The sequence below is a fragment of the Streptomyces sp. R35 genome (assembly GCF_041053035.1).
GTDB lineage: Bacteria > Actinomycetota > Actinomycetes > Streptomycetales > Streptomycetaceae > Streptomyces > Streptomyces lutosisoli.
Genome location: NZ_CP163440.1, coordinates 18,456 through 41,815, shown reverse-complemented (window position 1 = coordinate 41,815; position 23,360 = coordinate 18,456). Strand labels below are relative to the sequence as shown.

General features: G+C 68.3%; 21 protein-coding genes and 1 pseudogene. 7 read left to right on the top strand and 15 right to left on the bottom strand.

Annotated elements, in window-relative coordinates; translation table 11 throughout:
- The first annotated feature begins 95 nt into the window (after window positions 1–95).
- Entirely contained in the window at window positions 96–4,454 is a 4,359-nt protein-coding gene (locus AB5J50_RS00190) for a hypothetical protein (protein ID WP_369253725.1), read from the top strand.
- 338 nt (window positions 4,455–4,792) lie between these two features.
- Here the strand turns inward: AB5J50_RS00190 and AB5J50_RS00185 are convergent, their stop codons facing one another.
- Window positions 4,793–5,680, bottom strand: coding sequence for a hypothetical protein (locus AB5J50_RS00185; protein ID WP_369253723.1), 888 nt, complete (start codon window positions 5,678–5,680; stop codon window positions 4,793–4,795).
- Between the two features lie 201 nt (window positions 5,681–5,881).
- On the opposite strand from AB5J50_RS00185, the gene AB5J50_RS00180 reads away from it, so the two are divergent.
- Window positions 5,882–6,493 carry a zinc-ribbon domain-containing protein gene (locus tag AB5J50_RS00180; protein WP_369253721.1) on the top strand — a complete coding sequence of 204 codons (612 nt, stop codon included), beginning with the start codon at window positions 5,882–5,884 and terminating at the stop codon, window positions 6,491–6,493.
- Window positions 6,472–6,681 (top strand): zinc-ribbon domain-containing protein, encoded by a 210-nt coding sequence (locus tag AB5J50_RS00175; protein ID WP_369253719.1) that lies wholly within the window; start codon window positions 6,472–6,474, stop codon window positions 6,679–6,681. The genes AB5J50_RS00180 and AB5J50_RS00175 overlap by 22 nt, the downstream gene beginning before the upstream one ends.
- A 262-nt stretch (window positions 6,682–6,943) precedes the next feature.
- On the opposite strand, the gene AB5J50_RS00170 is transcribed toward AB5J50_RS00175, so the two are convergent.
- Both AB5J50_RS00170 and AB5J50_RS00165 read right to left on the bottom strand, forming a co-directional pair.
- Window positions 6,944–7,120, bottom strand: a complete 177-nt coding sequence (locus AB5J50_RS00170; protein ID WP_369253717.1) for a hypothetical protein — start codon at window positions 7,118–7,120, stop codon at window positions 6,944–6,946.
- A 319-nt stretch (window positions 7,121–7,439) separates the two neighbouring features.
- Window positions 7,440–7,703 (bottom strand): annotated as a pseudogene (locus AB5J50_RS00165) (IS110 family transposase); the annotation flags it as partial.
- On the opposite strand from AB5J50_RS00165, the gene AB5J50_RS00160 reads away from it, so the two are divergent.
- Entirely contained in the window at window positions 7,686–8,087 is a 402-nt protein-coding gene (locus tag AB5J50_RS00160) for an NAD-dependent epimerase/dehydratase family protein (RefSeq protein ID WP_369253715.1), read from the top strand. The pseudogene AB5J50_RS00165 and the gene AB5J50_RS00160 sit on opposite strands and share 18 nt — an antisense overlap.
- Here AB5J50_RS00160 and AB5J50_RS00155 read toward each other — a convergent pair.
- Together AB5J50_RS00155 and AB5J50_RS00150 are read right to left on the bottom strand one after the other, a co-directional pair.
- Window positions 7,991–8,191 carry a hypothetical protein gene (locus AB5J50_RS00155; RefSeq protein ID WP_369265753.1) on the bottom strand — a complete coding sequence of 67 codons (201 nt, stop codon included), beginning with the start codon at window positions 8,189–8,191 and terminating at the stop codon, window positions 7,991–7,993. The genes AB5J50_RS00160 and AB5J50_RS00155 overlap by 97 nt on opposite strands.
- A gap of 509 nt (window positions 8,192–8,700) precedes the next feature.
- Window positions 8,701–9,111: a hypothetical protein gene (locus AB5J50_RS00150; RefSeq protein WP_369253713.1), complete on the bottom strand. Its 411-nt coding sequence runs from the start codon at window positions 9,109–9,111 to the stop codon at window positions 8,701–8,703.
- A gap of 489 nt (window positions 9,112–9,600) precedes the next feature.
- On the opposite strand from AB5J50_RS00150, the gene AB5J50_RS00145 reads away from it, so the two are divergent.
- Complete coding sequence (locus AB5J50_RS00145) at window positions 9,601–9,873, top strand: hypothetical protein (RefSeq protein WP_369253711.1); 273 nt, start codon at window positions 9,601–9,603, stop codon at window positions 9,871–9,873.
- 692 nt (window positions 9,874–10,565) lie between these two features.
- Here AB5J50_RS00145 and AB5J50_RS00140 read toward each other — a convergent pair.
- Window positions 10,566–12,629, bottom strand: a complete 2,064-nt coding sequence (locus AB5J50_RS00140; RefSeq protein WP_369253709.1) for a Helicase associated domain protein — start codon at window positions 12,627–12,629, stop codon at window positions 10,566–10,568.
- A 176-nt stretch (window positions 12,630–12,805) separates the two neighbouring features.
- Window positions 12,806–13,093 (bottom strand): hypothetical protein, encoded by a 288-nt coding sequence (locus AB5J50_RS00135; RefSeq protein ID WP_369253707.1) that lies wholly within the window; start codon window positions 13,091–13,093, stop codon window positions 12,806–12,808.
- A 45-nt stretch (window positions 13,094–13,138) separates the two neighbouring features.
- Between AB5J50_RS00135 and AB5J50_RS00130 the strand changes: the two genes are divergently transcribed.
- Window positions 13,139–14,170, top strand: a complete 1,032-nt coding sequence (locus AB5J50_RS00130) for a nucleotide kinase domain-containing protein (protein ID WP_369253705.1) — start codon at window positions 13,139–13,141, stop codon at window positions 14,168–14,170.
- 41 nt (window positions 14,171–14,211) lie between these two features.
- On the opposite strand, the gene AB5J50_RS00125 is transcribed toward AB5J50_RS00130, so the two are convergent.
- From AB5J50_RS00125 to AB5J50_RS00110, 4 genes are read right to left on the bottom strand one after another with little or no spacing between them, the layout of a single operon-like run.
- Window positions 14,212–15,003, bottom strand: a complete 792-nt coding sequence (locus tag AB5J50_RS00125) for a hypothetical protein (RefSeq protein WP_369253703.1) — start codon at window positions 15,001–15,003, stop codon at window positions 14,212–14,214.
- A 42-nt stretch (window positions 15,004–15,045) separates the two neighbouring features.
- Window positions 15,046–15,942 carry an ImmA/IrrE family metallo-endopeptidase gene (locus AB5J50_RS00120; protein WP_369253701.1) on the bottom strand — a complete coding sequence of 299 codons (897 nt, stop codon included), beginning with the start codon at window positions 15,940–15,942 and terminating at the stop codon, window positions 15,046–15,048.
- On the bottom strand, window positions 15,939–16,346 hold the full coding sequence (locus AB5J50_RS00115) for a helix-turn-helix domain-containing protein (RefSeq protein WP_369253699.1): 408 nt from the start codon (window positions 16,344–16,346) through the stop codon (window positions 15,939–15,941). The genes AB5J50_RS00120 and AB5J50_RS00115 overlap by 4 nt, the downstream gene beginning before the upstream one ends.
- Window positions 16,343–16,603 carry an acyl carrier protein gene (locus AB5J50_RS00110; protein WP_369253697.1) on the bottom strand — a complete coding sequence of 87 codons (261 nt, stop codon included), beginning with the start codon at window positions 16,601–16,603 and terminating at the stop codon, window positions 16,343–16,345. Before AB5J50_RS00110 ends, AB5J50_RS00115 begins: the two co-directional genes overlap by 4 nt.
- Before the next feature lie 123 nt (window positions 16,604–16,726).
- Between AB5J50_RS00110 and AB5J50_RS00105 the strand changes: the two genes are divergently transcribed.
- On the top strand, window positions 16,727–17,605 hold the full coding sequence (locus tag AB5J50_RS00105) for a nucleoside triphosphate pyrophosphohydrolase family protein (protein ID WP_369253695.1): 879 nt from the start codon (window positions 16,727–16,729) through the stop codon (window positions 17,603–17,605).
- Between the two features lie 309 nt (window positions 17,606–17,914).
- Here AB5J50_RS00105 and AB5J50_RS00100 read toward each other — a convergent pair whose 3' ends face one another.
- The 4 genes from AB5J50_RS00100 to AB5J50_RS00085 all read right to left on the bottom strand — a co-directional run bounded on the left by AB5J50_RS00100 (window position 17,915) and on the right by AB5J50_RS00085 (window position 23,243).
- Window positions 17,915–19,027, bottom strand: coding sequence for a hypothetical protein (locus AB5J50_RS00100; protein ID WP_369253693.1), 1,113 nt, complete (start codon window positions 19,025–19,027; stop codon window positions 17,915–17,917).
- Window positions 19,024–21,399 carry an integrase gene (locus tag AB5J50_RS00095; protein ID WP_369253691.1) on the bottom strand — a complete coding sequence of 792 codons (2,376 nt, stop codon included), beginning with the start codon at window positions 21,397–21,399 and terminating at the stop codon, window positions 19,024–19,026. The genes AB5J50_RS00100 and AB5J50_RS00095 overlap by 4 nt, the downstream gene beginning before the upstream one ends.
- Complete coding sequence (locus AB5J50_RS00090) at window positions 21,396–22,124, bottom strand: hypothetical protein (protein ID WP_369253689.1); 729 nt, start codon at window positions 22,122–22,124, stop codon at window positions 21,396–21,398. The genes AB5J50_RS00095 and AB5J50_RS00090 overlap by 4 nt, the downstream gene beginning before the upstream one ends.
- A gap of 165 nt (window positions 22,125–22,289) precedes the next feature.
- Window positions 22,290–23,243 (bottom strand): hypothetical protein, encoded by a 954-nt coding sequence (locus AB5J50_RS00085; protein ID WP_369253687.1) that lies wholly within the window; start codon window positions 23,241–23,243, stop codon window positions 22,290–22,292.
- Between the last annotated feature and the right edge of the window lie 117 nt (window positions 23,244–23,360).

Below are 23,360 nucleotides of genomic sequence, written 5' to 3'. Positions count from 1 at the left end.
TGGCGACACGACCGATCGAGTCCCCGACTTTTCATGTCCGGCTCGCGGCAGCGAGCGATGCGTTAAAAGCATCGACCGTGAGGAGGCTGAGACCCATGGTGCGGGCGCTGGTGGCAGGAGTGGGCGACTTCCCCGAGGCATACCTTACCGAGGAGGACCGAGCTGCTGGACGGGTCATCTTCGGGCCGCTTCCCGCCGTTCGCGACGCCGTGGAAAAACTTGCCCGCTCGCTGCAAGACAACGGCGTGATCTTCGCTAGCGCACCGTTGGAGGAGCCCGACGGCGACGCTCTACGCAAGGCCTGGAAAGACCTGCGTGACGCTTCCCGCAGTGAGCCGCTGATCATGCATTTTGCTGGACACGGCATCCGGGCGTCGGCCAGTGGCGTCCTGTATCTGGTCTGCAAGGGCGGCGACCCGGAGGCCCTTGGCGATACGTGCCTGCCCTTCACCCATCTCCTGGAGACTGCCGAGGAAGGCGGACGACCGGTGCTGCTCTTGTTGGACGTGTGCGGGGGCGGCCATGCCATCACCGAGCAGTACTTCCAGGAACAGCTCGCTCAACGGCCTCAGGATGCCCACCGCAACCTCTGGGTGATCGCGGCCTGCGCCGGCGACCAGATCACCTACGGCGCGCGCTTCACTACCGCCGCCACCAGTGTCCTGGATCGCCTCGCCGAGGGTCTCCTTGATGTTTCTCCCGACCAGGAGTACGTCCCCGTCGACACCCTCGCTAAAGCAATCGACCGGGAGATGAAGCGGTCCGATCGCGCGGACAAAGGACTGGGTCAGTCCGTCGTCCGTACCCCGCACGCGCAGGCCGTATCGGAACCCCAGCCGTTCCTCCCTAATCCGACCCATAGCACCGACCCCCACGCACAGCTGGTAGCCAGACTCCGTAACTCACTCCTGGAGTTCGCTCTAAACTGCGACCCGGGCCTGGACCCGCTGCACTTCGCCGCCCACGCCGCAGGCAACGCCCGCGCCGATGCCATCCAGTTCTCTGGCCGCAAGGCCGAGCTCGAGCGCATCAGGGCGTGGATAGACAACACTGACGGAACCCAGGATCGATTGCTGGTCGCCATCGGAAGCCCGGGCAGCGGTAAATCTGCCCTGCTCGGTGTGATCACCTGCATGACCCACCCGGAAATTCCTGAGCCGCTGCGGGCCAAGGTCCGCTCGGTCGTCACTACGTTCCGCCCCCACCAGCCCGACGTCGTGCTCGCCGTCCACGCCCGCCAGCGCGACCTCGAACAAGTTACCGAGACACTGCACAGGCAGCTCGACCTTCAGCTCGCATCTGCCCCTGCGGCGACACCCGGCGGCGAACCCGACGACGATCATGACTGCGACACCGGTCGGCACGCCCAGCCCGTGCCCAACACCCCAGAAGCCCTCATGCGTCGCCTAGACAACGTTGGTGACGTACTTGTGATCGTTGATGCGCTGGACGAGGCGGCTGATCCCGCCATCATCCTCGACCAACTCCTGTTCCCGCTGTCAGGCACGACCGGTGGCGGGCCGCGCTCCGGTTGCCGCGTCACTATCGGCACCCGCCCGTGGTGGGACACCTTGCCTACCCTGCACCAGCAGCTTGTCCAACACCGCGACCGCGTCCTCGATCTCGATCCCGTCAACGAAGACGACTTTGCTCACCTCGCCTGCGACCTTCGCGAGTACCTCGATCGGCTCCTAGATCGGCGCTGCACGCCCGACGAACTCGACCGCATAGCCGACCAGCTCGCGCGATACAGCGACAGCGGAGCCTTCCTCGTCGCTGCCTTGTATGCCAACCATCTCCTGGCCTGCCCGGAAGCGATCGTGGACCCGCCCCGCAGCATTACCGAGGTCTTCGATCTCGAGCAAAGAACGCTCGCCAGCGCCGAGCCCTGGACGGATCCGGTTCTCGCCGTCCTTGGCCAGGCCCGCGGCCAAGGTATGCCCCTTGAGCTCATCCACGAAGCCGCCTGCGCACATGCACCCGAGCGCGCCCAGCAGCAGCTACCGCCAAACCTCAAGAACACTCGTCGTGCCCTCACGAAAGCCGCGTTCTACCTGCGCACCACCCCCGATACCGACCGTCGCCTCCTTTACCGCTACTTCCACCAAGCACTCACCGACCACACCGCCCCTCTCACCGACCCGGCCACCCTTTACACCGCGCTGCTTGACACTGCCTCGCACAACTGGGCCCAGGCCCACCCCTACCTCCTACGGCACGCAGCCGATCACGCCGCCGCCGTTAACGCCGAGGCACTCGACCAACTCCTCGAAAACCCGTGCTACCTCCTACGCGCTGAACCCGACACGCTCACACCCCACCTCCACCACGCCGCCACCGAACAGGCAATCCTCCACGCCCGCATCTACCGCACCACCACCGCACACCACCCCGAGCGCCACCAACGCAAAGCACGCCGCGACCTCCTGGCTCTCGATGCAGTCTGCTGGCAGCAACCCCAGTTGGCTCACACCTTCGCCACCCTCCCAATAGCAGACCGGACCAACCTGGCCGAACCGCGATGGGCCACCAACCGAACCGCAGATCCAGCCCTCCTCCACATCCTCAAGGGCCACAGGCAATGGGTAATCGCCGTGGCCACTTTGGAGCTACGCGACGGCACTCCGGTGGCGGTCACTGCCAGCGGCGACGGTACTGCCATCGTGTGGAATCTGGTTACCGGACAGCGAGTTCACACTCTCGAAGGCCACTCCAACTGGGTGAACGCCGTGGCCACCGCGGTACTCACTGACGGCACTCCGGTGGCGGTCACTGCCAGCGGCGACGGTACTGCCATCGTGTGGAATCTGGTTACCGGACAGCGAGTTCACACTCTCGAAGGCCACTCCAACTCGGTGAACGCCGTGGCCACCGCGCTACTCACTGACGGCACTCCGGTGGCGGTCACTGCCAGCGACGATCACACCGCGATCGTCTGGAACCTGGATACCGGAAGATCTCGAGGTTCCTTTGAAGAACACGAGAAATCAGTAGTGGCCGTGGCCACCTTGGTGCAGCCGAACGGCATCCGGGTTGCGGTTACCGCCAGTGCCGACGGCGCTACCCTCGTCTGGAAGCTGGACAACTGCACACGCCGCCGCACCCTCGAGGTTCCCTCCAGGTGGGTGCATGCCGTGGCCACCGCAGTACTTCCTGACCGCGTCCCCGCGGCGGTCACCACCACCGACAAGCGGACCGCCATCGTCTGGAACCTGAACAACAGGCGGCGCATCCATACCCTCGAAGGGCACCAGGAGTCGCTGAATGGTGTCGCCACCACTCAACTGAGCGACGGTACACCTGTAGCAGTCACTGTCAGCGCCGATCACACCGCGATCGTCTGGGACATGGACTCTGGCCAATGCAGGCGTGCCCTCGAAGCACACACAAAGTCCGTGACCGCCGTAGCCACTTCGGAGCTCCCCAATGGCACACCCCTGGCGATCACCGTCAGCGACGACCGCACTGCCATCGTGTGGAACTTGGACACCAACGAACCCCGCTGCGCGCTCGAAGGCCACACGAAGTTCGTGCACGGAGTCGCCACTGGAGCGCTGCGTGACGGCACCCGCGTGGCGGTCACTGCCAGCGACGACGAAAGGGCCATCATCTGGAACTTGGACAACGGCCAGCGCCTCGGACGTCTCGAAGGCCACGCGCGTTCGGTGCGCGCGGTAGCCACCTCGGTGTTGAACGGCGAAACCCGGGTGGCGGTAACTGCTCATGATGATCGCATCGCCATCGTCTGGGACCTGGACACCGGACAGCGCATCCGAGCTCTCCCGGGCCACTCCGCCAGGCTGAATGATGTTGCCACCGGGATTCGTGATGATGCTCGGGTGGCAGTCACGGCTAGTGACGATGGCACCGCCATCGTCTCGAATCTGGCCAACGGGGAGTGCATTCACACCCTCAAGAGCCGTAAGACGTCGGTGAATGCCGTAGCCACCTTGATGCCGCGTCACGGCCCGCCTGTGGCAGTCACCGCCCACAGCGACGGCACTGCCATGATCTGGGACCTGGACAACGGTGACTGCATCCGCACCCTCGAGGGCGGCCACGTGAAGCCGGTGCGCACCGTGGCCGCCTTGAAGTTGCCTACAAACATCCTCGCAGCCGTCACCGCCGGAGATGACGGCACCACCATCGTCTGGAACCTGGACAACGGCGAGCGCATCCACACCCTCAGAGGCCACAACGGTCCGGTGAACGACCTAGCCACCCTGGCATTGCCGGAGGGCACTCTCGCAGTCGTCACCGTCAGCGAAGACCGCACGGCCATTGTCTGGAATCTGGAAAACGGACAGCAGGTGTGGCAATTGGCGCTGCCAGCCGAAGGACGGTGCATTTCGGCAACGGATGCGGGATTTGTCGTCTGCTACGGTCGCGAGGTAGCTCATTTCCAATGGACCCCCCAGGTACTTGGCAGGAGCCAACGCAACGCTACGCTGTAGGCGAGGAAGAGCCTCGCTAACGACCTCGGTGGGCTCGGAGTCCCGAGCGGCCTCCGGCCCCGGGTTGGACAGCCACACCTGCCCGGAGCGGGCGCGCAGCAGGGCCGCCAGATGCTCGGTGGCAGGAGTATTTAACTGGTCACCAAAGTCATCTGCCAGCACCACTGCTCCGGGCTACTGTGGCCAGCAAGATCGTCTCGGCCATGGACAACACCGCGCTGACCGTGCTGTCGTGTTGTGCTAGCCCCAGCATGCCGCCTGCGTCCAGATCCAGCGCTGCGCGCAGGGTTCGCAGCAACGCGGCCACCGACCCATCCTCGGCGCGAAAGCCGACCTGCTCAGCGGGGACCGGGGCGTCGCCGAGCCGTTCCCCTGTCCCGGCCGACCACGAGTACCGTGTTGACGGCTTCAGCCACAGCCGGGGTGGCCGACAGTGCTGACACGGCCTTCGCGACGGCCTGGGCCAGCGCATCAAACGCCGCAGCACCGGCCTTGGCGTCCCGCTCGTCGAGGATGCGCCGCAAGCCAGCACCGGCACGCAACTGCACGGGCTGGCCGGCATCGAGGGTGACCACCGGCAGCATCCGCCGGGTGGCGGCCGGAACCCGGGAGTACTGGCCGAGCGCCGGGTTGCTGCGCGCCGGGAAGTACACCACCGACTCCAGCGTCTCGGCTTCCTCGTCATAGCTCAGGCGATAGGCCAGCCGCGCGCACAGCGGAGCATCCGCCGACGCATCAGGATCCTCACTCGCGCACCCGGAGTCCTCCAGTGGCTCCAGGACCCCATCGAGCAACTGCTGCACATCGGGATCGAAATCGGTCAGTGTCACCTCGACCTGGGCGGCCTTCACCCGCTGCAGCACCGCAGAGGGAGCTCGCGGTGTGGCGCCGTTGTCGCCAGACGCGTCCTCTTCTGCCGCACCTTCCGCGCCGACAACATCGGCGGCTGGGGCGGCTTCAACGACGGCTTCTGCCCGTCCCTCGGCCACGTCATCGTCCGCTTCAGCCGGTGCAGAGTCGGCGCCGTCGGGGATGACCGGCCGCTGATGCAGATCGGACAGTGCGGCGCCACGCGCGGCATCCGGATCCAGGACCCGGGCAAGAGCGGTGATCAGGTCGGTGCGTCCTGCACGGGGGACCCCCGCCACCAACACATGGCTGCCGGGACGCACATCAAGGTGTCCCCAACCTCTGAAGCCTTCAATCAGCACCCGTGTTACACGCACACAGGCATCTTTAACACGGCATGTACCTGCAGTCTGCCCATTACATGAAATCACCCGGACACGAACGTGCTTCCTCGGTACGGGACTTGGCTCTCTCCAGCCGCTGTGGGTACCCGGCAGCACACCCGGCCCATGGACGGCCATTGTCAGTGACGGCTGTCAGGATCTGCAGCCATGGGTAAACGGCGAAGTGCTACCGAGGTGGCTGCAGTTCGGGCTCGGCTGAAGGTCGAGTTCGTGTCCAACCTGTCCAGCCCGGGTATGGCGCTGGAAGACATGCCGCTGTCCTCCACGGACCGGTGCCAGTGGCGCTGCCCGGCGGAAGGATGCGGTCACCAGTGGCCCGCCCGGTTGCAGCTTCGGACCCGTACCGTCAAACCCTCGGGGTGCCCTGAGTGCTGGAAGCGCCGCAACCGGGCCCCCGGTCCGGGAGAATCGCTGGCCGATCTGAATCCTGCTCTGACACGGCAGTTCCGCCGCAACCTCAGCCGTCCCGAGCGTGGTCCGGACACCCTGTGCCCGCAGTCTCATGACCTGTGCGAGTGGGAGTGCGCTCAAGGGCATTTCTGGCCGGCGACGCTCGCCAACCGCACCAATGGACGCGGGTGCCCGGACTGCACCGGCCATGGCCGCTCCCCCTTCGAGTGCAACGTCGCCATACTCGTCGAGGCCGCCTCCGGGCTCAGCGTGGAACTGGACCACCGCCTCCGCCTGCCCGGGCGCGGTCAGGACCGCTTCGACCTGTACTTGCCCGGGCTGGACCCGGGCCTGCTCATCGATTTGGACCCGGAATGGACCCACAGCAGGCAGTGATCGACGAACCGAACTTGACCGGGAAGGAACTGAGGCCGAGCTCCACCAAACCGTGCCGATGGGCCTGCTCCAAGCCCGGCTGCCCGGGACGTTGGGAAGCCACGCCCGATCAGCGCTCCCGCCGCGGCGGGACCGGCAAACGCTGCCCGGTGTGCCACCCGCCGCGCAAGAGCCGCACCCGGCCGTGATCCCGGCAGGCCGAGTTCCCACACACACGCACGGACACCGGCGTCAGGCCTCGATGATGTCTGTAGTCCGTGAGGGCCTGCCAGGCCGGTGTCGTAGCCCTGGCCGACATCACACGCTGTTCAGTCCGCACCGTGCCGATAGATCTCGATGGCGATGGTGACGCTTTCGCCCGAGACGAAGAGGGTCGGTTCGAAGGACAGACGGGTGCCGGAGGGTTCGATGATCTCCGCGCGCTGACCGAAGACAGCGGTGGGTTGGGCTTCAAGATCGATGCTTGGTGATCACGGCCACGAAGTGGATGTCGTCGGGAATCGCGGACAGATCCGCAAAGACGCTGTCACCGCTGGTGCGGACCCGGTCGTGACGGGGGTGGTTGTAGAGGACGAGATCGTGGTCGCCGGGGACCGCGACTCCTGCGCAGGGCGCTTCGTGCTTCACATGTGAAAACACTTGCGCGACCGCGCCAGAAGGCCGACACAACGAACAGGAGGTGAGGCTCATCGGCTCGCAGGGCACGGTACGCGGCGTCCCTCCGTTCGGCCGCGGACCACCGGGCCGTGCTTCGGCTGCGTCACCGACACGGCCGAGGGCTTCGCGGTGCCCGGCCGGCGAGACCGGTGCTGACCGAGAGCCCCGACGGAGCCGCCGTACCACTTCGCCGAGGCGCGGACGTCGCGCACGCCGATCGCCCTGAGCGCGAGCGGGTGGCCCGGATCGGGTACTGACCCTGCTCACCGGGGAGCTTCTGTGCCCTTCGCTAAGCGAGGCGCGGGGTTCTGGGTTCGTAGAAGGCGCCGTCGCGGAGCATGGCGAACAGCACGCTGACGCGGTGGGGGGCGAGGCTGAGGAGGACTTGGGCGTAGGTCTTTCCGCAGGCCCGGCATCGGTCGCAGTAGGTGCGGGAGGCGGGATCCTGGGCCCGCCGCGGGAGGCGCCCCGGCCGGCCAGGGCAGCGAACGCGGACAGGAACACCGCGTTCGCTGCCGGTTGCCGCCTCTAGGGCATGTTCGCCGTGGATCGTCACCGGTGCTGGCCGCCACATCGGATGGTGCCCGAGCTGATGCAGGCCGGTCACGAAGTTGTCGGCCTCGCACGGTCCGACGCCTTCAACGCCATGGGTACCGAGGCGCGCCGCGGCGACGTCGACGACCTGGACGGTCTATGCGAGGCCGCGGCCGGAACCGACGCGATCATCCACCTCGCGTACAAACAACACCATCGACGTCGGCAGGTTCGCCGACGCGCTGGCCGCCGACCTGGCCACAGCGCAAGTGCTCGGCGAGGTGCTGGTCGGCACGGGCAAGGCGCTCATCGGCGCTGGCCGGACCCATCGGCGACGCTGAGCGCGACGCGGCGATCGACGCCGGCCCCCGCTCTGCCGTCGCCCGCGCGATCTCCGGGGTAACCGAACGCGGCGCGGACCGCGCTCGTCGCGACCCCGCCGGTCACGCACAGCACGCGGGACAGGACCGGCTTCATCCCCAGGCGGATCGGGATCGCCTGCGACACGGGCGCGTCCGGCTACGCCGGCGACTGTACGCCGCGATCGAAGAGGGCATCACGGTGCGCGGGATCGCCGAGGCGATCGGCCGCCACCTGGACGTCCCGGCGGTGAGCAGCCCGGCCGAGCAGGCAGCGGACCACTTCAGGATCTTCCCGTTCATCACACCCGACATCACGGTGCCCAATGTGGGCAGCAGGCGACTGCTGGGCGGGGAGCCGGCCGCCCCGGTCTTCATCACCGACGCACTCCCGGCCGGCGGTGTGGCCGTCACCGGGCGCAGTCGAGGTGCCCGGCTCGGGGGGTCAGTCGGGGAAGGGGGCGGGGTCGGCGTGCCAGTCGGTGGCGATGGGCCTGTCGACTGTGACGTGCGGGGAGGGCGATGGCGTTGGCCAGGGACGGTCGGCCCCAAAGGTGCCCGACCGGCGCCGTCGCGGCCGTTGTGCGACGCGCACGCAAAAGCAGGTGGGGCCGGAGCAGCGGACGCTGCTCCGGCCCCACCTGCCGGGATGGTGCTTTACCGGCGGCGCTTGCGGTTCTTGCGTTTCTTGACGGCCTTGGAGGCCCTGGCCGGTTTGCCGACCGGAGGCCTGGTCTCCGGAGCGTGGTTGGCGCCCTTGCTCGTGAAGACGAAGATGATCACCCCGATGGCCACGACAGCGGCCGCACCGGCAGCGATCATGCAGCCCATCGGGCCCACGCCCACCCAATTGGCCAGGGCGCCGATGCTGGCCGCGCATCCGAGTATCGCGGCCAGGATCAGAAGGGAGACCGCGCCCGCGCCGAGGCGGGAGTCGTGACGCATCGCGGTCAGGAGGCGCAGCCGCTTGGGGCTCACCTCGAGGTCCATCGTCTCCAACGTGATCACGGGGTCGGCCCGCAGACCGGGCTCCTCGTGCGACAGATCGACGTGCTTACGGCGCGCCATCGGCGGCCCCTCTCACTCGTGTTCCCACACGCCCGCGTGCGCGAGCGCCTCGTTATCCCGCCACGATCCTATCAGCCGTACGCGTGACATCTGAATGAGTGCTGCATCATCGCTATAAGATCATGCAGCTAATTGTGTAGCGATGTGCGGATGCAAGCTGTACGTACCGGCTCAGCAAATGGCGTGACCATGACATTTGTTCGGGCACGATCGACAAGCGGAATGTGTGGTTCCCTCAAGTGGGGCTCGCGATCTGCCTGCTGGTGCGGTAGATTTGCGTCTCATTAGGGGATTGATCTTCGGAAGGTCTGACAGCCTCTCCAGGGTCGCCCTGGCGGATCCGGAAGGGATGCTCGATGAAGTCCTGAACTGTGTTGTAGTTCGCTTGACTCTGCGGAGCATGAGGAGCATTCTGTACATACAAAGTGCGCATCGAGGGAAGGTCAGGAGCGTGCTTGCGGGTAATGAAAGCTGCGGGAAGGAAGACTCATGTCCAGAACTGCTGGCACCACTGTTGACGGAGGGCGCCCAGTTGCTTCAGGACGGGGAGCCAGCCCTCTGGAGCGGGTCACCGTCAACCTCACGAGCAGGGCATCCAGGGCGCTGGAAGCGACAGTGGGGCTGACCGGAGACAGTAAGACCGACAGCATCAACCGGGCACTGACCGTGTACGCCTACATTGAGCAGGTGCTCCAGCAGGGCGGATCGATCACGGTCCAGGAGACGCCCGACGCCCCTCCGCAGAAGCTGGTCATCTTCTAGCTGCTGGCGCCCTGCGCCCTTCTCGTCGTTCGCCTGCCGGCAGCCCGAGCGCGCGTTTTCACTGCCTCGTTATCCCAAGCTATGGCAGCCTTCCGCGCTCAGTCGTGCCCTCAAGGTCCCGTCCAGGGGCAGTCGGTAAAAATGAGTGCGCAGGTGGTGTGCAGGCTTCTGCCTGCACACCACCTCGCTCTTCGCAGGAACCAGCAAGCCTCCGTGTTGCCCGGCCGGGCAACACGGAGCCACCAGGCAAACCCATCCCGTGTGAGGGAACCTCAGCGGGCGCCCCTGAGGGCAGGTCAGCTCCATCAACTGCGTGACAGCAGAGCGAGCCGTACACCGCAGGGGCAAACATCATGGAAGCACCGCCGTTACTGCGACGGCGCAGTACCGTGCTGGGCTGCAGGGCCTTGACCGCGAGCTGGTAGCCGTCCGACCCGTCGTCACAGGATCCGAAGCCCGAGGGAGTACGGAAGATGACGGGTTCCGCCTGGGCCTCGATGACGTAACCGCGTCTGCAATACCAGCGCATAGTCGCGTAGCAGGCAGACTCGATCGCGGCAACGTCTCGAGCTTCGGCGGGCAGTCTCGCCCGCGTTACGCGTCGTTGAGGGCCGTTGTCTGGGCGGATGCTCTCAGGGCCTGAACGAAGGCAGGTGCCCAAGAGGCAGCCGAGTCGGCACGGCCGGTGCCGATCACGTCGAGCCGTCGCTTGACATGTCGAGGCGGAGAGCCTTGTCCACCAACTCCTTCTGCTCGTCGCGAAGGTGCTGTTGCGATTCCTGCTGCGTATGGAGCCACTGCTGGGCCTGAGCCTCGTCTGGTGCGCCGGGCCACCACACCATGCCTTCGGGCAGGCCGTGGAGGTGATGGCGGGCGGCCCAGTAGGAACGCTGCCAGTCCAGGGGCCAGGGCGGGTTCCACCAGGTGTCCAGGGAAGTGAGCTGCCGGCCGAGACGCGTGGGCTGGGTGGCGGCGCGCTGGCGGTGGCGCACTTGGTTGAGCCACTTGCCCAGGGCGAACCCGTCGTGGGTGGTGGGCTGGGAGACGGCCAGGTGGCCGTGGAGGGCGGCGTAGTCGTGAGCAGCCTCCAGACCGTGAAGCATGCTTCGGCGCCGCGCGGGCCAGGCGTGGAACCGGTCGATCTCGGCGGGTGTGAGGCCGAGCTGGGCGAGTAGTTGCTGTTGTTCTGCGGCCAGCTGAGAAGACTCGGCGATCTGGCGGCGCAGCCACCGCTCGAGCCAGCGCGGCAGCCCCGCCAGATTGTCACCACCGCTGACGGGGCCGTGTGCGAGAGTGTGAGTACGGGCCCGGTACCAGGCCCGCTGCCAGCTGATCGGCCAGGGCGGGTTCCACCACGAGTCCAGCTCCGCCAGCATCCGCACGTGCTCAGGCGGCAAGCCGGCAGAAGCGTCGCGCAGATTCGCCAGCCATCGGCCCAGGTCGAACCCATCCTGTGGGGCGCTGGCGTGCGGGACGGCCAGATGCCCATGCCGGGCCACATACCTGCGTGCGTGACCTAGGCCCTCCACGAACCGCTCCTTGGATACCGCCTTCAACCCAGCGCCCTGCCCCACGCGTCGAGGCACCCACAACTCGGCCCGCCACCCCGTCGACCCGACGTGCCCCCGGGAGGCGACCGGGGGAGTGGTACCCAACAGACGTAGCCCCGCCCCCACTTCGACAGGCCGGTGAGCCACCTGCACCCACCACAGCCCGCCATCCGCCGAACCAGACAACGACGGCGAGCGGCCTTCGCGGGCCAGAGCCCCCAACCATGCCTGCAGGGCACTAGGCCTATCCGGCCGCTCCACCTCTCCCAGCCAGCCGCGCCCCAGACGGTCGCCGAGCGCGGCCACGAAACGGCCATCGTGCCCGGCCCGGCGCACCAGCGACCGCTCACCCGCCACCAGCAGCCGCAGGGCCGGATCCACCAAAGCGGCCGCCACCGCCACCACCTCCGGAAAGACAACCGCGTCCCGCGCAACCAGCCGCCACCACGCCACCGGCCGCCCCGACACCGCCTCATCCCTGCGACCGGTGTCAACAGTCACCCGCTCAAGACGCTGCCCCCACACCTGTTCCCGCTGCCAGAACGCTTCCTGTTGCCACCACCCGCACACCACCGCCCGCGCCACCGTGAACACAGAACCCGGCTCCGCACCTGTGCTCGCCGCCCGCCGGGCCACCCGCGGCCACCGCGCCTGGGCGGCAGCCAGCTCCTGGCACCCGCCCACGTCCAGATACTCCAGATCGTGGCCATCGCCGACGTCCAGCAGCCACCGCCCATGCCGGGCACACACCCGACCCCACCGCTGCCCGTACCGCCACACCCGCTGCCCCCGGCCGCTGCGCCGGGCGGTGCACAACCGGCAGCCGAACGACACCGGCCCCCATTCCTGCACTCCCACCCGCCACCGTGCCCACCCCTGTTCCCCCGTGGCCCGCTCAGCGAAGGACGCCGGCCCGGCCGCCCAGGAGGGCAAAGCCCGCGCCAGATGCGTAGCCGGGATCCCGGACCATGCCGCGACCTGTGCCTGGGCCGCGCTGCTCAGGAGTACATCGCCGTCCGGACGGCGGCCGCGGCTCTGGGCGACCGGATTCACCCACTGCCACCACCCCCACGCCAACAGCTCGCCCACCTCAAGGCCATAGCAGACGGCGACACGATGCAGGAACGACCATGTCGTCTCGCCCCGTACCGGCACCGCACCACTCGGAGCACACCAGGCACCGAGCTCGTCATCCTGGAGGCCCATCTAGGTCTGTTCCCGGCGACGATGGTTAGGGCATTTGAGTAATCGGCCCAGGTCTGCGGGATATCCGATCGGCCGCCTATCGAGGGACGGCGCACGCAGCCGTGACCTTATGGCGTTTGGTGGCGTTGACCGGGTCACTGAAGAGACTCGGGTGAGAAACCGGAACTGACTCAGCGTCACCTCCTGCCGCGGATGCGTCCGGGAGAGCGTACGGACGGCAGGTCGTCGCGCGTGTTGTCCGCTTCGAGGGCGTCGGCGGACATCTGGCGGTAGGAGTGGAGGAGTTCGGCTATGACGGCGGGACGGACCTCGGCCGCCGTCACGAGTGCGGCCAGCACCTGCGAACGAGACGTCTGCTCCCCGGCCGCCGCCGCGGCCCGGACCAGGACGTCCAGTCTTGCGTCCACGTCCTCCGGCCAGTCGACCAGCGTCTTGCGTCGTGGACGCTGCCACAGCAATTCCACACGTCCCCCTCGCTAACCCATCTATATTGAATATATATTGAGCCCATGGTGACGGTGCTGCAAGAGCGTTCAGAGCAGAGGGTCTTAGACCGCGACCCGGCGAGGAAGATCCGTGTGGCAGGCCGCACGCTGACCTTGACGCCGGTGTTCGACACCTACTGGCGCTTCGCGGCGGCGCGCCAGAAGGTCTACGAGGCGCGACTTGCCGGGGGAGCAGGACCGTTCACGGACGATCCGATCCTGCAGCGACACCGCTTCACCAACTGCTTCAGGGCCGCCGACCGAGTCAGCCAGGACCTGATCGGCGGCGTGATCTACCGGGGCGACCAGGCGTGGGAGGAAGTCTTCTTCCGAACCCTGCTGTTCAAGATCTTCAACAAGACCTCGACATGGCGGCTACTGAACGGCGCACTGGGAGAGGTGCGGTGGGACGCCTACGACTACCGGGCCTTTGACCGGGTGCTCTCACAGGCCTTCACGGAAGGCCAACGGTTGTACTCGGCCGCCTACATCGTGCCCCCACCGCAGCTCGGCGAGCAGCGCAAGCACCAGAACCATCTGCGGCTGCTGGAGATGATGATGAAGGCGGACGCGCCGCAGCGCCTGCTGTCCGCGCCGACGCTGCAGGGCGCCTACCAGGTTCTGCTGGGCTTCCCGGCGATCGGGCCGTTCCTGGCCTACCAGTTCGTGATCGACCTCAACTACGCGGCCGAGATGCCATTTTCGGAGATGGACTTCGTCGTCCCCGGGCCCGGCGCGCGCGACGGAATCCGCAAGTGCTTCGGGCCGGCGGCCGACGGCATCGAGGCGGACGTCATCCGCTACATGGCCGACACCCAGGACGAGCACTTCGCCCGCCTGGGCCTTGCCTTCGCGGGACTGCGCGGGCGCCCGCTGCAGTTGATCGACTGCCAGAACCTGTTCTGCGAGGTCGACAAGTACGCCCGGGTCGCCCACCCGGACATCGCCGGGATCAGCGGCCGCAGCCGCATCAAGCAGACCTACCGGCAGCAAGCCGATGTGATGCCGGCCTGGTTTCCTCCCAAGTGGCAGCTCAACGGCCCGCCCGGACACTGAGCTTGCCGCATGCGACGCTGGCCGCCTTGCGGCGGCTGCCGTCATGCCGCGAGACGGCTGGTGCCGGTCAGCAGGGGGCGCAGCTGTGTGATGGGGCCGTCCAGCCGGGCGTGGCCAGCCACCACGGTCAGGGTCCCGCAGGCCAGTTCGGCCTGCTGGGCGATGTAGGCCAGCAAGCGGCCCAGGCCGAGGTAGTTGCCGTAGGCACGCTCGAACATGAAATGGCTGCGGTACAGGGCCGCGGCGTGCACCCGCAGGTCCCGGTCCAGTTGGACGGAGATGTGGCTCAGGCAGGGGAAGCCGATGTAGCTGTTGTCCTTCCCGGCAGTGTGGACCAGCAGTTCGCTGCCGTTCTCCTCCTCCGTGTCCGTGGCTGCGGCCAGGTCGATCTCGTAGGCGGCGGCTATTTTGGTGCCCGCGGCCTGGGCCCGCAGTCGGGTGATGACGGTGCCGAGTTGGTCGATGCCGGTCTTCGACGCCGCAGGGTAGGACACCAGGCGGCCGAAGTAGGTGCCGCGGTGATTGCCTGGGTACCGCTTGAGCACCGGATACATCCGCCGGTAGCGCTCGGCGAGGTCATCCGGGCTGGGACACCGTGCCGCCAGGGCCGCGGGGAACAGGGTGCTGGCCACGGTCTCCAGCGGCCAGAGCCCGCGAGCGGTGCGCAGCCGGTCCAACTCGGCGCGGAACACCGGGTCGTCACTCGTCGGATCGGCGATGCGCACTACCGTGTGCAGGCCGGTCCGGTCCGGATTGTCCTTGCGGTCCAGCTTGTTGCAGGCGGCGACCCAGGCCTGGGTGACGTCGCGTTCGGTCACTGTAAAGGTGTGCATCAGTCCTCCTGACACATACGGGTGTGATCCGGGGAGTCGGGCTCAGGCGGGCCAGGTCTCGTCGACCCCGGCACGCGGGGCTTCACGCACCACCGTCAGCCGCAGCGGACGGCTGTGCGGGGGCACAGTGACCTCGACCAGGCCCTGCTCGCCCGGGGGGAGTTCGTCGGTCACCACGGCGCTCGTCAGCGGCTGCGCGCCGTCACTGGTCCACGGCTCAAGTCCCTTGGGCAGGACGTCGAAGACCGCGTTCTCCAGGTGCAGCATCAGCACATCACCCGCGTCGGCGTACACCGTCTGCCCCGCGGAGGCTGCCGTGATCACGTGCACCTGGGCGTGCGCGGGCAGCGAGGCCCCGCCCGCCAGCGAGCTGCGCAGGCCGGCAGGAGGGATCCTGGACCACTGGCCGGCCCGGCCGGCATCCAGCAGCCGGAGGTTGACCAGGTGGCGTACCGTCCCGGCGTACGACGTACCCAGCTCGCGCGCCACCCGGTAGACATGCTCGGGACGCGACGGCCGGCCGCCGCAGATCCGCTTCAGGGCCGCCCGCACCGCCGGCAGGGGCATCAGGAACCACGCCGCGAACGCCTCAGCTGTCTTCTCCTCCTCGGGCCAGCTGCCGTTGCCCCAGCGCAGCGCGGGATCGAGCTCCTCGTCGGCCGCGGTGCGATGGCCCAGCCGGTGGTGCCCCAACTCGTGCGCGGCCGTGTGCCGCTGGGTGATGGCGTTCAGCGAGGCGTTCAGTAGCACGGCCGGCCCCTTGTCGGCGGGGGAGAGGTACACGCCGAACAGGCGGGGCATCGGCTGCGCCATCCCGATCACGTCCGCCGCTCCCAGTGCCCGGTGCACGTGAACGTATTGCGTGCGGTCGATGCCGAGGTCGCGGTGCGCCTGAACGGCGGCGATCGACGCGATCCGGTGTGCTAAGGCCCAGTTCACGCCGTCGGACTCCCGCCGTCGGCGCCCTGCTCCTCGCGTTCTGCTGCGCGCCGGAGGGTGAGGTACTCGGCGAACTCCAGCACGGTCTTGGCATCCCCGTCAGTGAGCTGGGCCAGCGCCCGCGGCAGACCGGCCAGCGAGTACTCGCCGGCGTCGGCGTCCTTCTCCTCGGCCAGGAAATAGGCGACCGGCTGCCGGTACAGGCGCGCCAGCTTCTTCAACTCCAGGCTGTCCACCCGCCGCTCGCCGCGCTCGATGTCGCTGATGGCCGAGCGGGGGATGCCGGTGGAGTCCGAGACGAATTGCTGGGACATGTTCAGGTAGTCGCGGGTCTTCTTCAGTCGTTCACCGAGCCGCACCAGCTCGGGATCGCGGTCACGGCTGTCGGAGGGGGGAGGGGTCATGACTGCTGCCTTTCATCGATGGCGTCCAGGACCGCCGCGGCGAATGCCCGCACCGACCGGGTGGCCTGGGCCGCTTCCCGGTCCGCGGGAATCGCGACGTGGAAACGCTCCTCAATACGCGTGAGAATCTCGACCACCAGAAGAGAGTCCACGGGCAACTCCCGACCTCCCTGCTCCAGTTCAGAGCGGAGTTTGTCGGGCGAGACGCCCTCGTACTCGGCGAGGAAGTCGATGACGACCGAGGTGATGTCGTCCATGCTCGGTGTGTCTGTGTTCGACAACTCTCCCCAATCGTCTGCATTTCCAACGACGTTGTCGTAGCCTACGACATGCTGTCGGGAAAGCCAACGGGGCTGTCCCAAGATCAGACAGGTGTGCGTGTGGACTTCAAGCGCTACCAGGAAGCGGCCGTCAAAACCCTCCAACCCCCCGCGGACGGCACCGACCCCGTCCTCGTCCCCCTCCTCGGCCTCGCCGGCGAAGTCGGATCCCTGACCACCGCCTACAAGAAGTTCCTGCGCGACGGGCCGGCCTTCGAGCAGGGCAAGCACCAGTTACGCGAAGAACTCGGCGACGTCCTGTGGTACATCGCCGCTCTCACCCACCGCTTCGGACTCGACCTCGACGACGTAGCCGCAGCCAACCTGGAGAAGGTCAAAGACCGCTGGCGCACCACCCCCCAAGAGGAACACGCCCCCTTCGACGCAGGCTTCCCCGCCCACGAACAGCTGCCCCGGCAGACCACACTCACCTTCACGCCCACCAAGACCGACGACGGCCGCACCGTCATCGTCCTCACCCGCGAAGACGGAACCCCCGCCGGCGACCCCCTCACCAGCGCCTCCCACGTCGAAGACGACTACCGCTTCCACGACATCTTCCACCTCGCCCACGCCACCGTCCTCGGCTGGTCCCCGGTCACCCGCTTCCTGCTGGGCCGCAAACGCAAAAGCGACCCCCGCGCCGACGAAGCCGAAGACGGCGGCCGCGCCATCGCCATCGAGGAAGGCATCTCAGCCCTCGTCTTCTCCTACGCCGCCCGCCACCGCTACCTCACCGACATCAAGCACATCGACCACGAACTCCTCGCCACCATCGGCCACATGACCGCCCACCTCGAGGTCAGCATCTGCCGCGCCGCCGACTGGGAACACGCCATCCTCACCGGCTATGCCGCCTGGCGCCAGCTCCGCGATCACAACGGCGGCATCGTCCAGCTCGACCTCGACCAGCGAACTCTCACCGTTACCCAGGACTGACACTCCGGCGGTTCGGAACGCCCTGGCCGCGGGCATTCCGAACCGCCAGCAGCGCTGTCGGAGGCAGTCGAGCAGTTCCCGCTGTTCGGGCATAGGGACGACCGCACGGTTTGCCGCACCTGGAGCAACACCGCGATCTGCCCTCCCCTCTTGCTGCCTTTGCCATGATGCGCGCTGCCGCATAGATGTGGGCCAAAGAGCACAGCGGGGACTCCCGCGCTTCCTGGCCTCACGCCAGGGCAGGCCGAAGGCGCCGTGGAACTACTCGCAGGGACTGCTGGCTTCACGCTTCCCGTGTGCGCGTCTCTGTCAGCACGTCTTGTCGTTCTCGTCTGCCGCGGGCAGGTCGAGGTAGCCGGCGGCGTCGCGCAGGACCTCGCGGGTGAGGGCTTCGGTGCGGTCGAGGATGGCGAGTTGGGCGGCCATGCCGACCAGGGGGGTGAGGTGTTCCATGAGTCCGTCGGTGATGCGGTAGAGGTATTCCTCGTGGTCCAAGAGGCTGCCGGGCTGGTGATGGCGCAGCCGCAGCCGCCCGTCGAAGGTGGCCAGGGTGCTGACCCATTCCTCGGGGTGTTCCTTGCAGCGGGGCGGCAGCCGGTTGACCCACAGCGTGGGCACCGAGCGTTGCCGGATCTGCGCGGTGGCCTCGGTAGGGCGCCGCAAGGCGGGGAAGCGAGCTGTGCGGGCTTCACGGAGGATGTCGCTGGAGCCGATGCCGCTCCAGAAGACGGTTAGGTTCAACTCGTCGGCGAGGTAGTCGAAGTAGTCGAAGGTCGGCTGCAGGTCCTCGGGCCGCAGCCGGTCGATGCCGTCGACCAGGCAGACCTCCGTGTGGGCGTGGCGCATCATGTGGACGGCGGGGCCGGTGAAGTCTTTCATGCGCTGCACGGGCCGCTGCTGGGTGTCGGGGCGGTAGAGGTCCCAGCCGAGGAAGACTGCCAGGGCCGCGGACCAGTCGGCGGGTGCGCCGGGTTCAGGCGGGGCGTTGATGCAGACGACGGGGACACGGCTGTCGTCGATGCCGTGCAGCTTCTCACGGCGGCCCTGGTGACCCAGTCCGATGTGGTGCAGCAGGGTGCGCTTACCCGTGCCGCGGCAGTCGCTGTCGATGGCGACGTGCGGGCAGGGATGGCGGCGTTCTCCGTTGAGGCGCAGCAGCCGCCGGGCGGTGAGCGATCCCTTGGTGATGTCGGTGGTTTCGACGAGTCCGAGCTGGGCGTGGTAGCGCACGCGGGGGTCGTTCTCGTCGACACGGTCCTTGTCGGTGGGCGTGGTGTCGTCTGCCGGTGGGATCGGGGGAGGGGAGGGCTTGTACCGCACACGGGTGCGCCAGCCGTGCAGGGTGGTCGGTGGCCCGGGAGGCAGGACCGGGGCCGCTGTAGGGGGCGAGGCGCTTTGCGGGTCGCGTACTGGGGTCTTCACCGTTCGTCTCCTTGCCGTCCGCTGCCTGGCCCCCCGCCAGGCGGGGGAGGGCTGGTGCTGTTGTCTCCCGGGGTGTCTGAGCCGGGCTCGTTGCCGCTGCCGGGGCTTTCGGGGCCGGGCGGTTGCAGGCCGGGCAAGGAGGCCAGGAAGTCATCGAGGGTCTGTTCTTCGCCCCGGACGGGCTCGGGCATGTCGAAAAGTTCTCCGGCGGGGCGGTCGAGCGTGCGGAACGGGCGGACGGTGTTCGGGTCCAATGGCGGCATGTCGGCGGCGTAGGGCTTGGCGGGCGCTGGCAGCGCGGGGCGGGATGCCGTGGCCGCGCGGGGGCCCGGTGACGCGCTGCCGGGCGGGGGCCCGGCGGCCGCGGTGCGCAGCAGCTGATCGGTGGCCCGGGCGATGGCCGCCTCGTTATGGCGGCTGCCACCGGCATCGAGGTGGATGCGCAGGTCCTCGGCCCAGGCCTCTTCGGTCCACCGGTCGCTCAGCAACCGGCGGTGGATGAAGGGCACTTCGGTCCATGGGTCGCTACCCGGCTCGGCCCGGTGGTTGAACAGCCAGGCGACCTCCGGGTGGTCGGGGGAGTAGTGCACTTCCCAGCGTCCCTGCTGCGCTGTGATGCCGGAGGGCCCACGGAAGAGATCCAGTTTCCCCCGGTCCAGGTTGTAGGTGCGGTTGTTGATCTGGAAGCCCTTGCGGCTGACCCGGACCCACACCGCCGGCAGCAGTTTGCGGTTCTCCTGCGCGGTCAGCGCGGTGGACCGGTAGCCGCGCAGGGAAATCAGGGCCGCGTACATCTGATTGGGGGTCAGGCACAGCCCGGGAGTGAAGGGGGAGCGGAGCGCTCCGTGGGGAGTCTGCTGCCAGTGAAGGACCACCCACTGCTCGAACAGCTCCTGGAGTTCGCGGATTGTCCAGAGCGGCTGTTTGCGGACGCGTTTGCCTCGCAGGTGAAGGCGGTGGTGGGTGTAGGAGGCCAGGTACTGGCTGAAGCCGGTCTTCACCGCCCGCATGGCGCGCTCCACGATTGCCTTGTCGACGGCGGTACGCAGCCGTGCCTCGCGTACCTCGATACCCAGGGAGTGGCAGGCGCGGGTGAAGTCCGCGGAGATGAACGGTGAGCCGTGGTCGATGACGAGTGTTTCGGGCTTGATGACGGGCCGGGCGGCGGAACCGGCGAATCGGGGGTCGGCCGCCAGGAGGTCCTCGAAGGGCAGGTCCGAGCCTTCCATGAAGGTTTCCTGCGCCCAGCCAGGGCGCGCGGGAAGCGGGGCCGTGGTCTGGGCAACGACCTGCATGGTGTCGAACGAGCGGGTGGCCCGCCCGGCCGCCCATCGCCCCGTCCCGCCGGTGCGGCCGGTGCGCTTGGGCACGATCAGAGAGCCCACAATGCTGCGGGTAGCCACGTCGACGGCGATGGTGAGCTCCACGGAAATGACCCGTCCGTCGTCGCCGAGGACGAGGACGTCCAGTCCGGTGGTGTCGATCTGCACCAGTTCCCCGGGCCAGCGGGCCCAGGTCGCCCGCCGGGCGCCGGGCCGCTCTGCGGATGTGGCTGGTCCGGCCGCGTGGCGGGCCGCTGCGCCATGCGAGTTCTCCGCCGTGATCCCCAGCCGCTCCAGCAGCCGGTAGAACGTCGCCGGACTGATCACCAGGCCCCGGGCGGTTCGCGGATCGGCCAGCAGATGCGCATAGCGGGCCCGAACCGTCTGCTGCACCCGGTCGATCAACCGGGACAGGGTTCCCGGAGACAAGCCCCTGTCGCGCTCGTCGTCCAGGATCTCCCACACGAGGTCGACCACCCGCGCATCGACGCGCCCGTGCGGGGTCGCATGACGCAGGCTGCGTTTGTCGACCAGGCCCATCAGGCCGTCCGTGCGCCAGGCCGCACACTTTCGTTCGACAGTGGCCGCGGACACCGGGGCTCCGGCCAGCGTCAACTGGTCGGCCTTGGCCTGGTAGCGCTGCCGCAAGGTGCGCCGCTGCGGGTCGAAGGCCGCTCTGGGCGGGGCGGTGGAGGGAATGTTCGGGGCCTGCTGGTGCAGTACTTCCTTGACATGCCGTTCCCATGCCAAGGCGGCCTTGCGTACGTCGCGCGGCAGCGCACGGAACTCGCCGAGGCGGCCGGGCAGCGAACTGCGCGGCGCCGCCCGGCTCAGCACGGCGAAGTCGAGAGCAGAGGTCACTGCCGTCTGCAGGATGATCAGCGGCTCCACAGACTCCACAGGCTCTGCGGCGTCGAGGAAGAGACGCGATCCGTGGAAGGCGGTGACCACCCAGAGGGCACCGCGGAAGCGGATGGTGTCCCCCAAAGCCAGGGTGTCAGCAGCGGCGGGCGCTACGGCGCCTGCGGCGGGCCGTGACGCCGAGGTCACGCGACCTCCCCGGACCACGCCCTCGACGACGGGGTGAGCGGGATACTCATGTCGGTGTGCAGTCGCCGCGCCCAGATCAGGTGGTAGGCAAGGTCCACCCCCAGGTACAGGGGCAGGGCGGCGGCGCGTACCCCGGAGCGGATGGTTCGTGGTGAGGTGAACTGCTGTGCCAGCAACTGGTCCTGCCCGGCCGTGAGCCACCGTGGACTGCGGGCGGCGTAGAGGAGCGTGAGGTTGTCTAGTTCCGCCCCGGCGGGAGGTTCCATCCCCCGGATCCGCCAGCCTGCCGCTGCCGCTGCCACGGACAGCACTTCCTGCTCGGATTGCCACCGGGCGGTGCGTTCCTCCGGCTGTACGCAGATCACCTCGCGCTGCCCCGCCCGTAGGGCAACGAAGGCCGGCCGCAGACGGTGGCGGCGCCCCAGACGGCTCCAGCGCAGTTCCATGGGCCCCGCACTACGCAGCCCGACTGCCGGGTCGCGGTCCAGGAGCATGGCGCAGTGCTGCTGCCGCAGTGAACCGCAGGCCAGCAACTGGTCGGTGGCCGAGGCCCACGCATTGGTGACGAACGACTGCCGTCCCGGGTAGGGCACGGGCCGCTCCAGAGGGGCAAGCTCCTCGAACGCCACCGCACCAGCTTCTGCCACCGGATGTTCGCGCCGCCGTCCGAACCGGTCGAGGTAGCAGACGGCGATCTCGCGTGCGTTGACCGGGCCCCCTGGCACATCCGTCCCCTTCGGTCTCCGCGGCGGGCCGCGCTATGCGTACCCCCGCTCCAGCATCGGGGCACGGACATGGCTGGCGCAGCCGCAACCGTCTTCATCCCACGATCGAGGAACGGGCCGAATGTGTGTGCGAGTGACGGGGTGTGCCACTCCGGGCCGGGGCGCTCATATGGCGGTGAACGGGTCGCTCCAGTCCCAGGGCAGGCAGCAGAGGTTCTCCTGTGGCGCCTGGTGCTCGTCGTCGCGGTGGATCAGTGCCGTGACCGGCTGCCGGTCACGGCGGCGGCCGCTCCCCTCGTCGCAGGGTGCGGCTGGCGCGCACCGGTAGTGCCGGGCGAGCCACTCCGCCACCGGGATCTGCCAGCTGCCCAGGGGCAGTTCGAGCGCACCCGCCAGCTGAGACAGCTCGGCCACCAGCCGGGACTCGGCCACAGCCCACGGCCCGTCGGGCAGAGCGGCGCGCTGCTGCTCGTAGCGCAGCAGAGCCCGGGCCACTTGAAGCGCCTCCGGATACACCAGCAGCCATGCCGTCTCGATGTCTCCGGCCTGCAGCCCGGCCCGCCCGGCGCGCTCGGCCCACCAGCGGGCGAGCGGGGTGCATCGCCACCACCATCCGGTCACAGCGAAGGCGTCCGCGACCAACACGGCTGCGGCGGGTCCGAAGCGCCGTTCAAGCCGGCCCCGCCTGCGGTGCGCGCGCACCGACTCCGGCAGCCGGGCCAGATCGACCCCTCCCGGCCCGGCCTGGCGCACGTGGGTGAACCGGCCGTGCCGCTCGCAGATCCTCCACCTTTCCGGCCAGAGCAGCCATACCTCACCCCAGCCCCCGCCTCGTGCCGCCGCGCACAACCCGCAGGCCGGCACCAGCCAGTGCGCCAGAGGCTGCCACGGCCACTCCCACCGTGCCTGCTCGCCTGGCAAGAGGTGCGGTGCACGCAGATGCGGCAGGGCCCACCGCAGCCGGGCGGACGGCACATCGATCATCCGCGCGAGCCGGTCTGCCGCCGCGCCGCTCAGCAGAACTTCTGCCAGATGCGGTCTCAGGGCCTGCTGTTCGGGCGGCCCGTGACCCAACTCGGCGAGCAGGAAGTCGACCTCCACCCCCTGTACTGCTGCCACTCGCCACAAGAACGAGCAGTTCGACTCATGCGCCACGAACCGCACCGGTTGCCGTGCCAGGCTCCTGCCCCACACCACGTTCCCCAATGTCCCACTCCCGCCCCGGGCTCAGCGGCC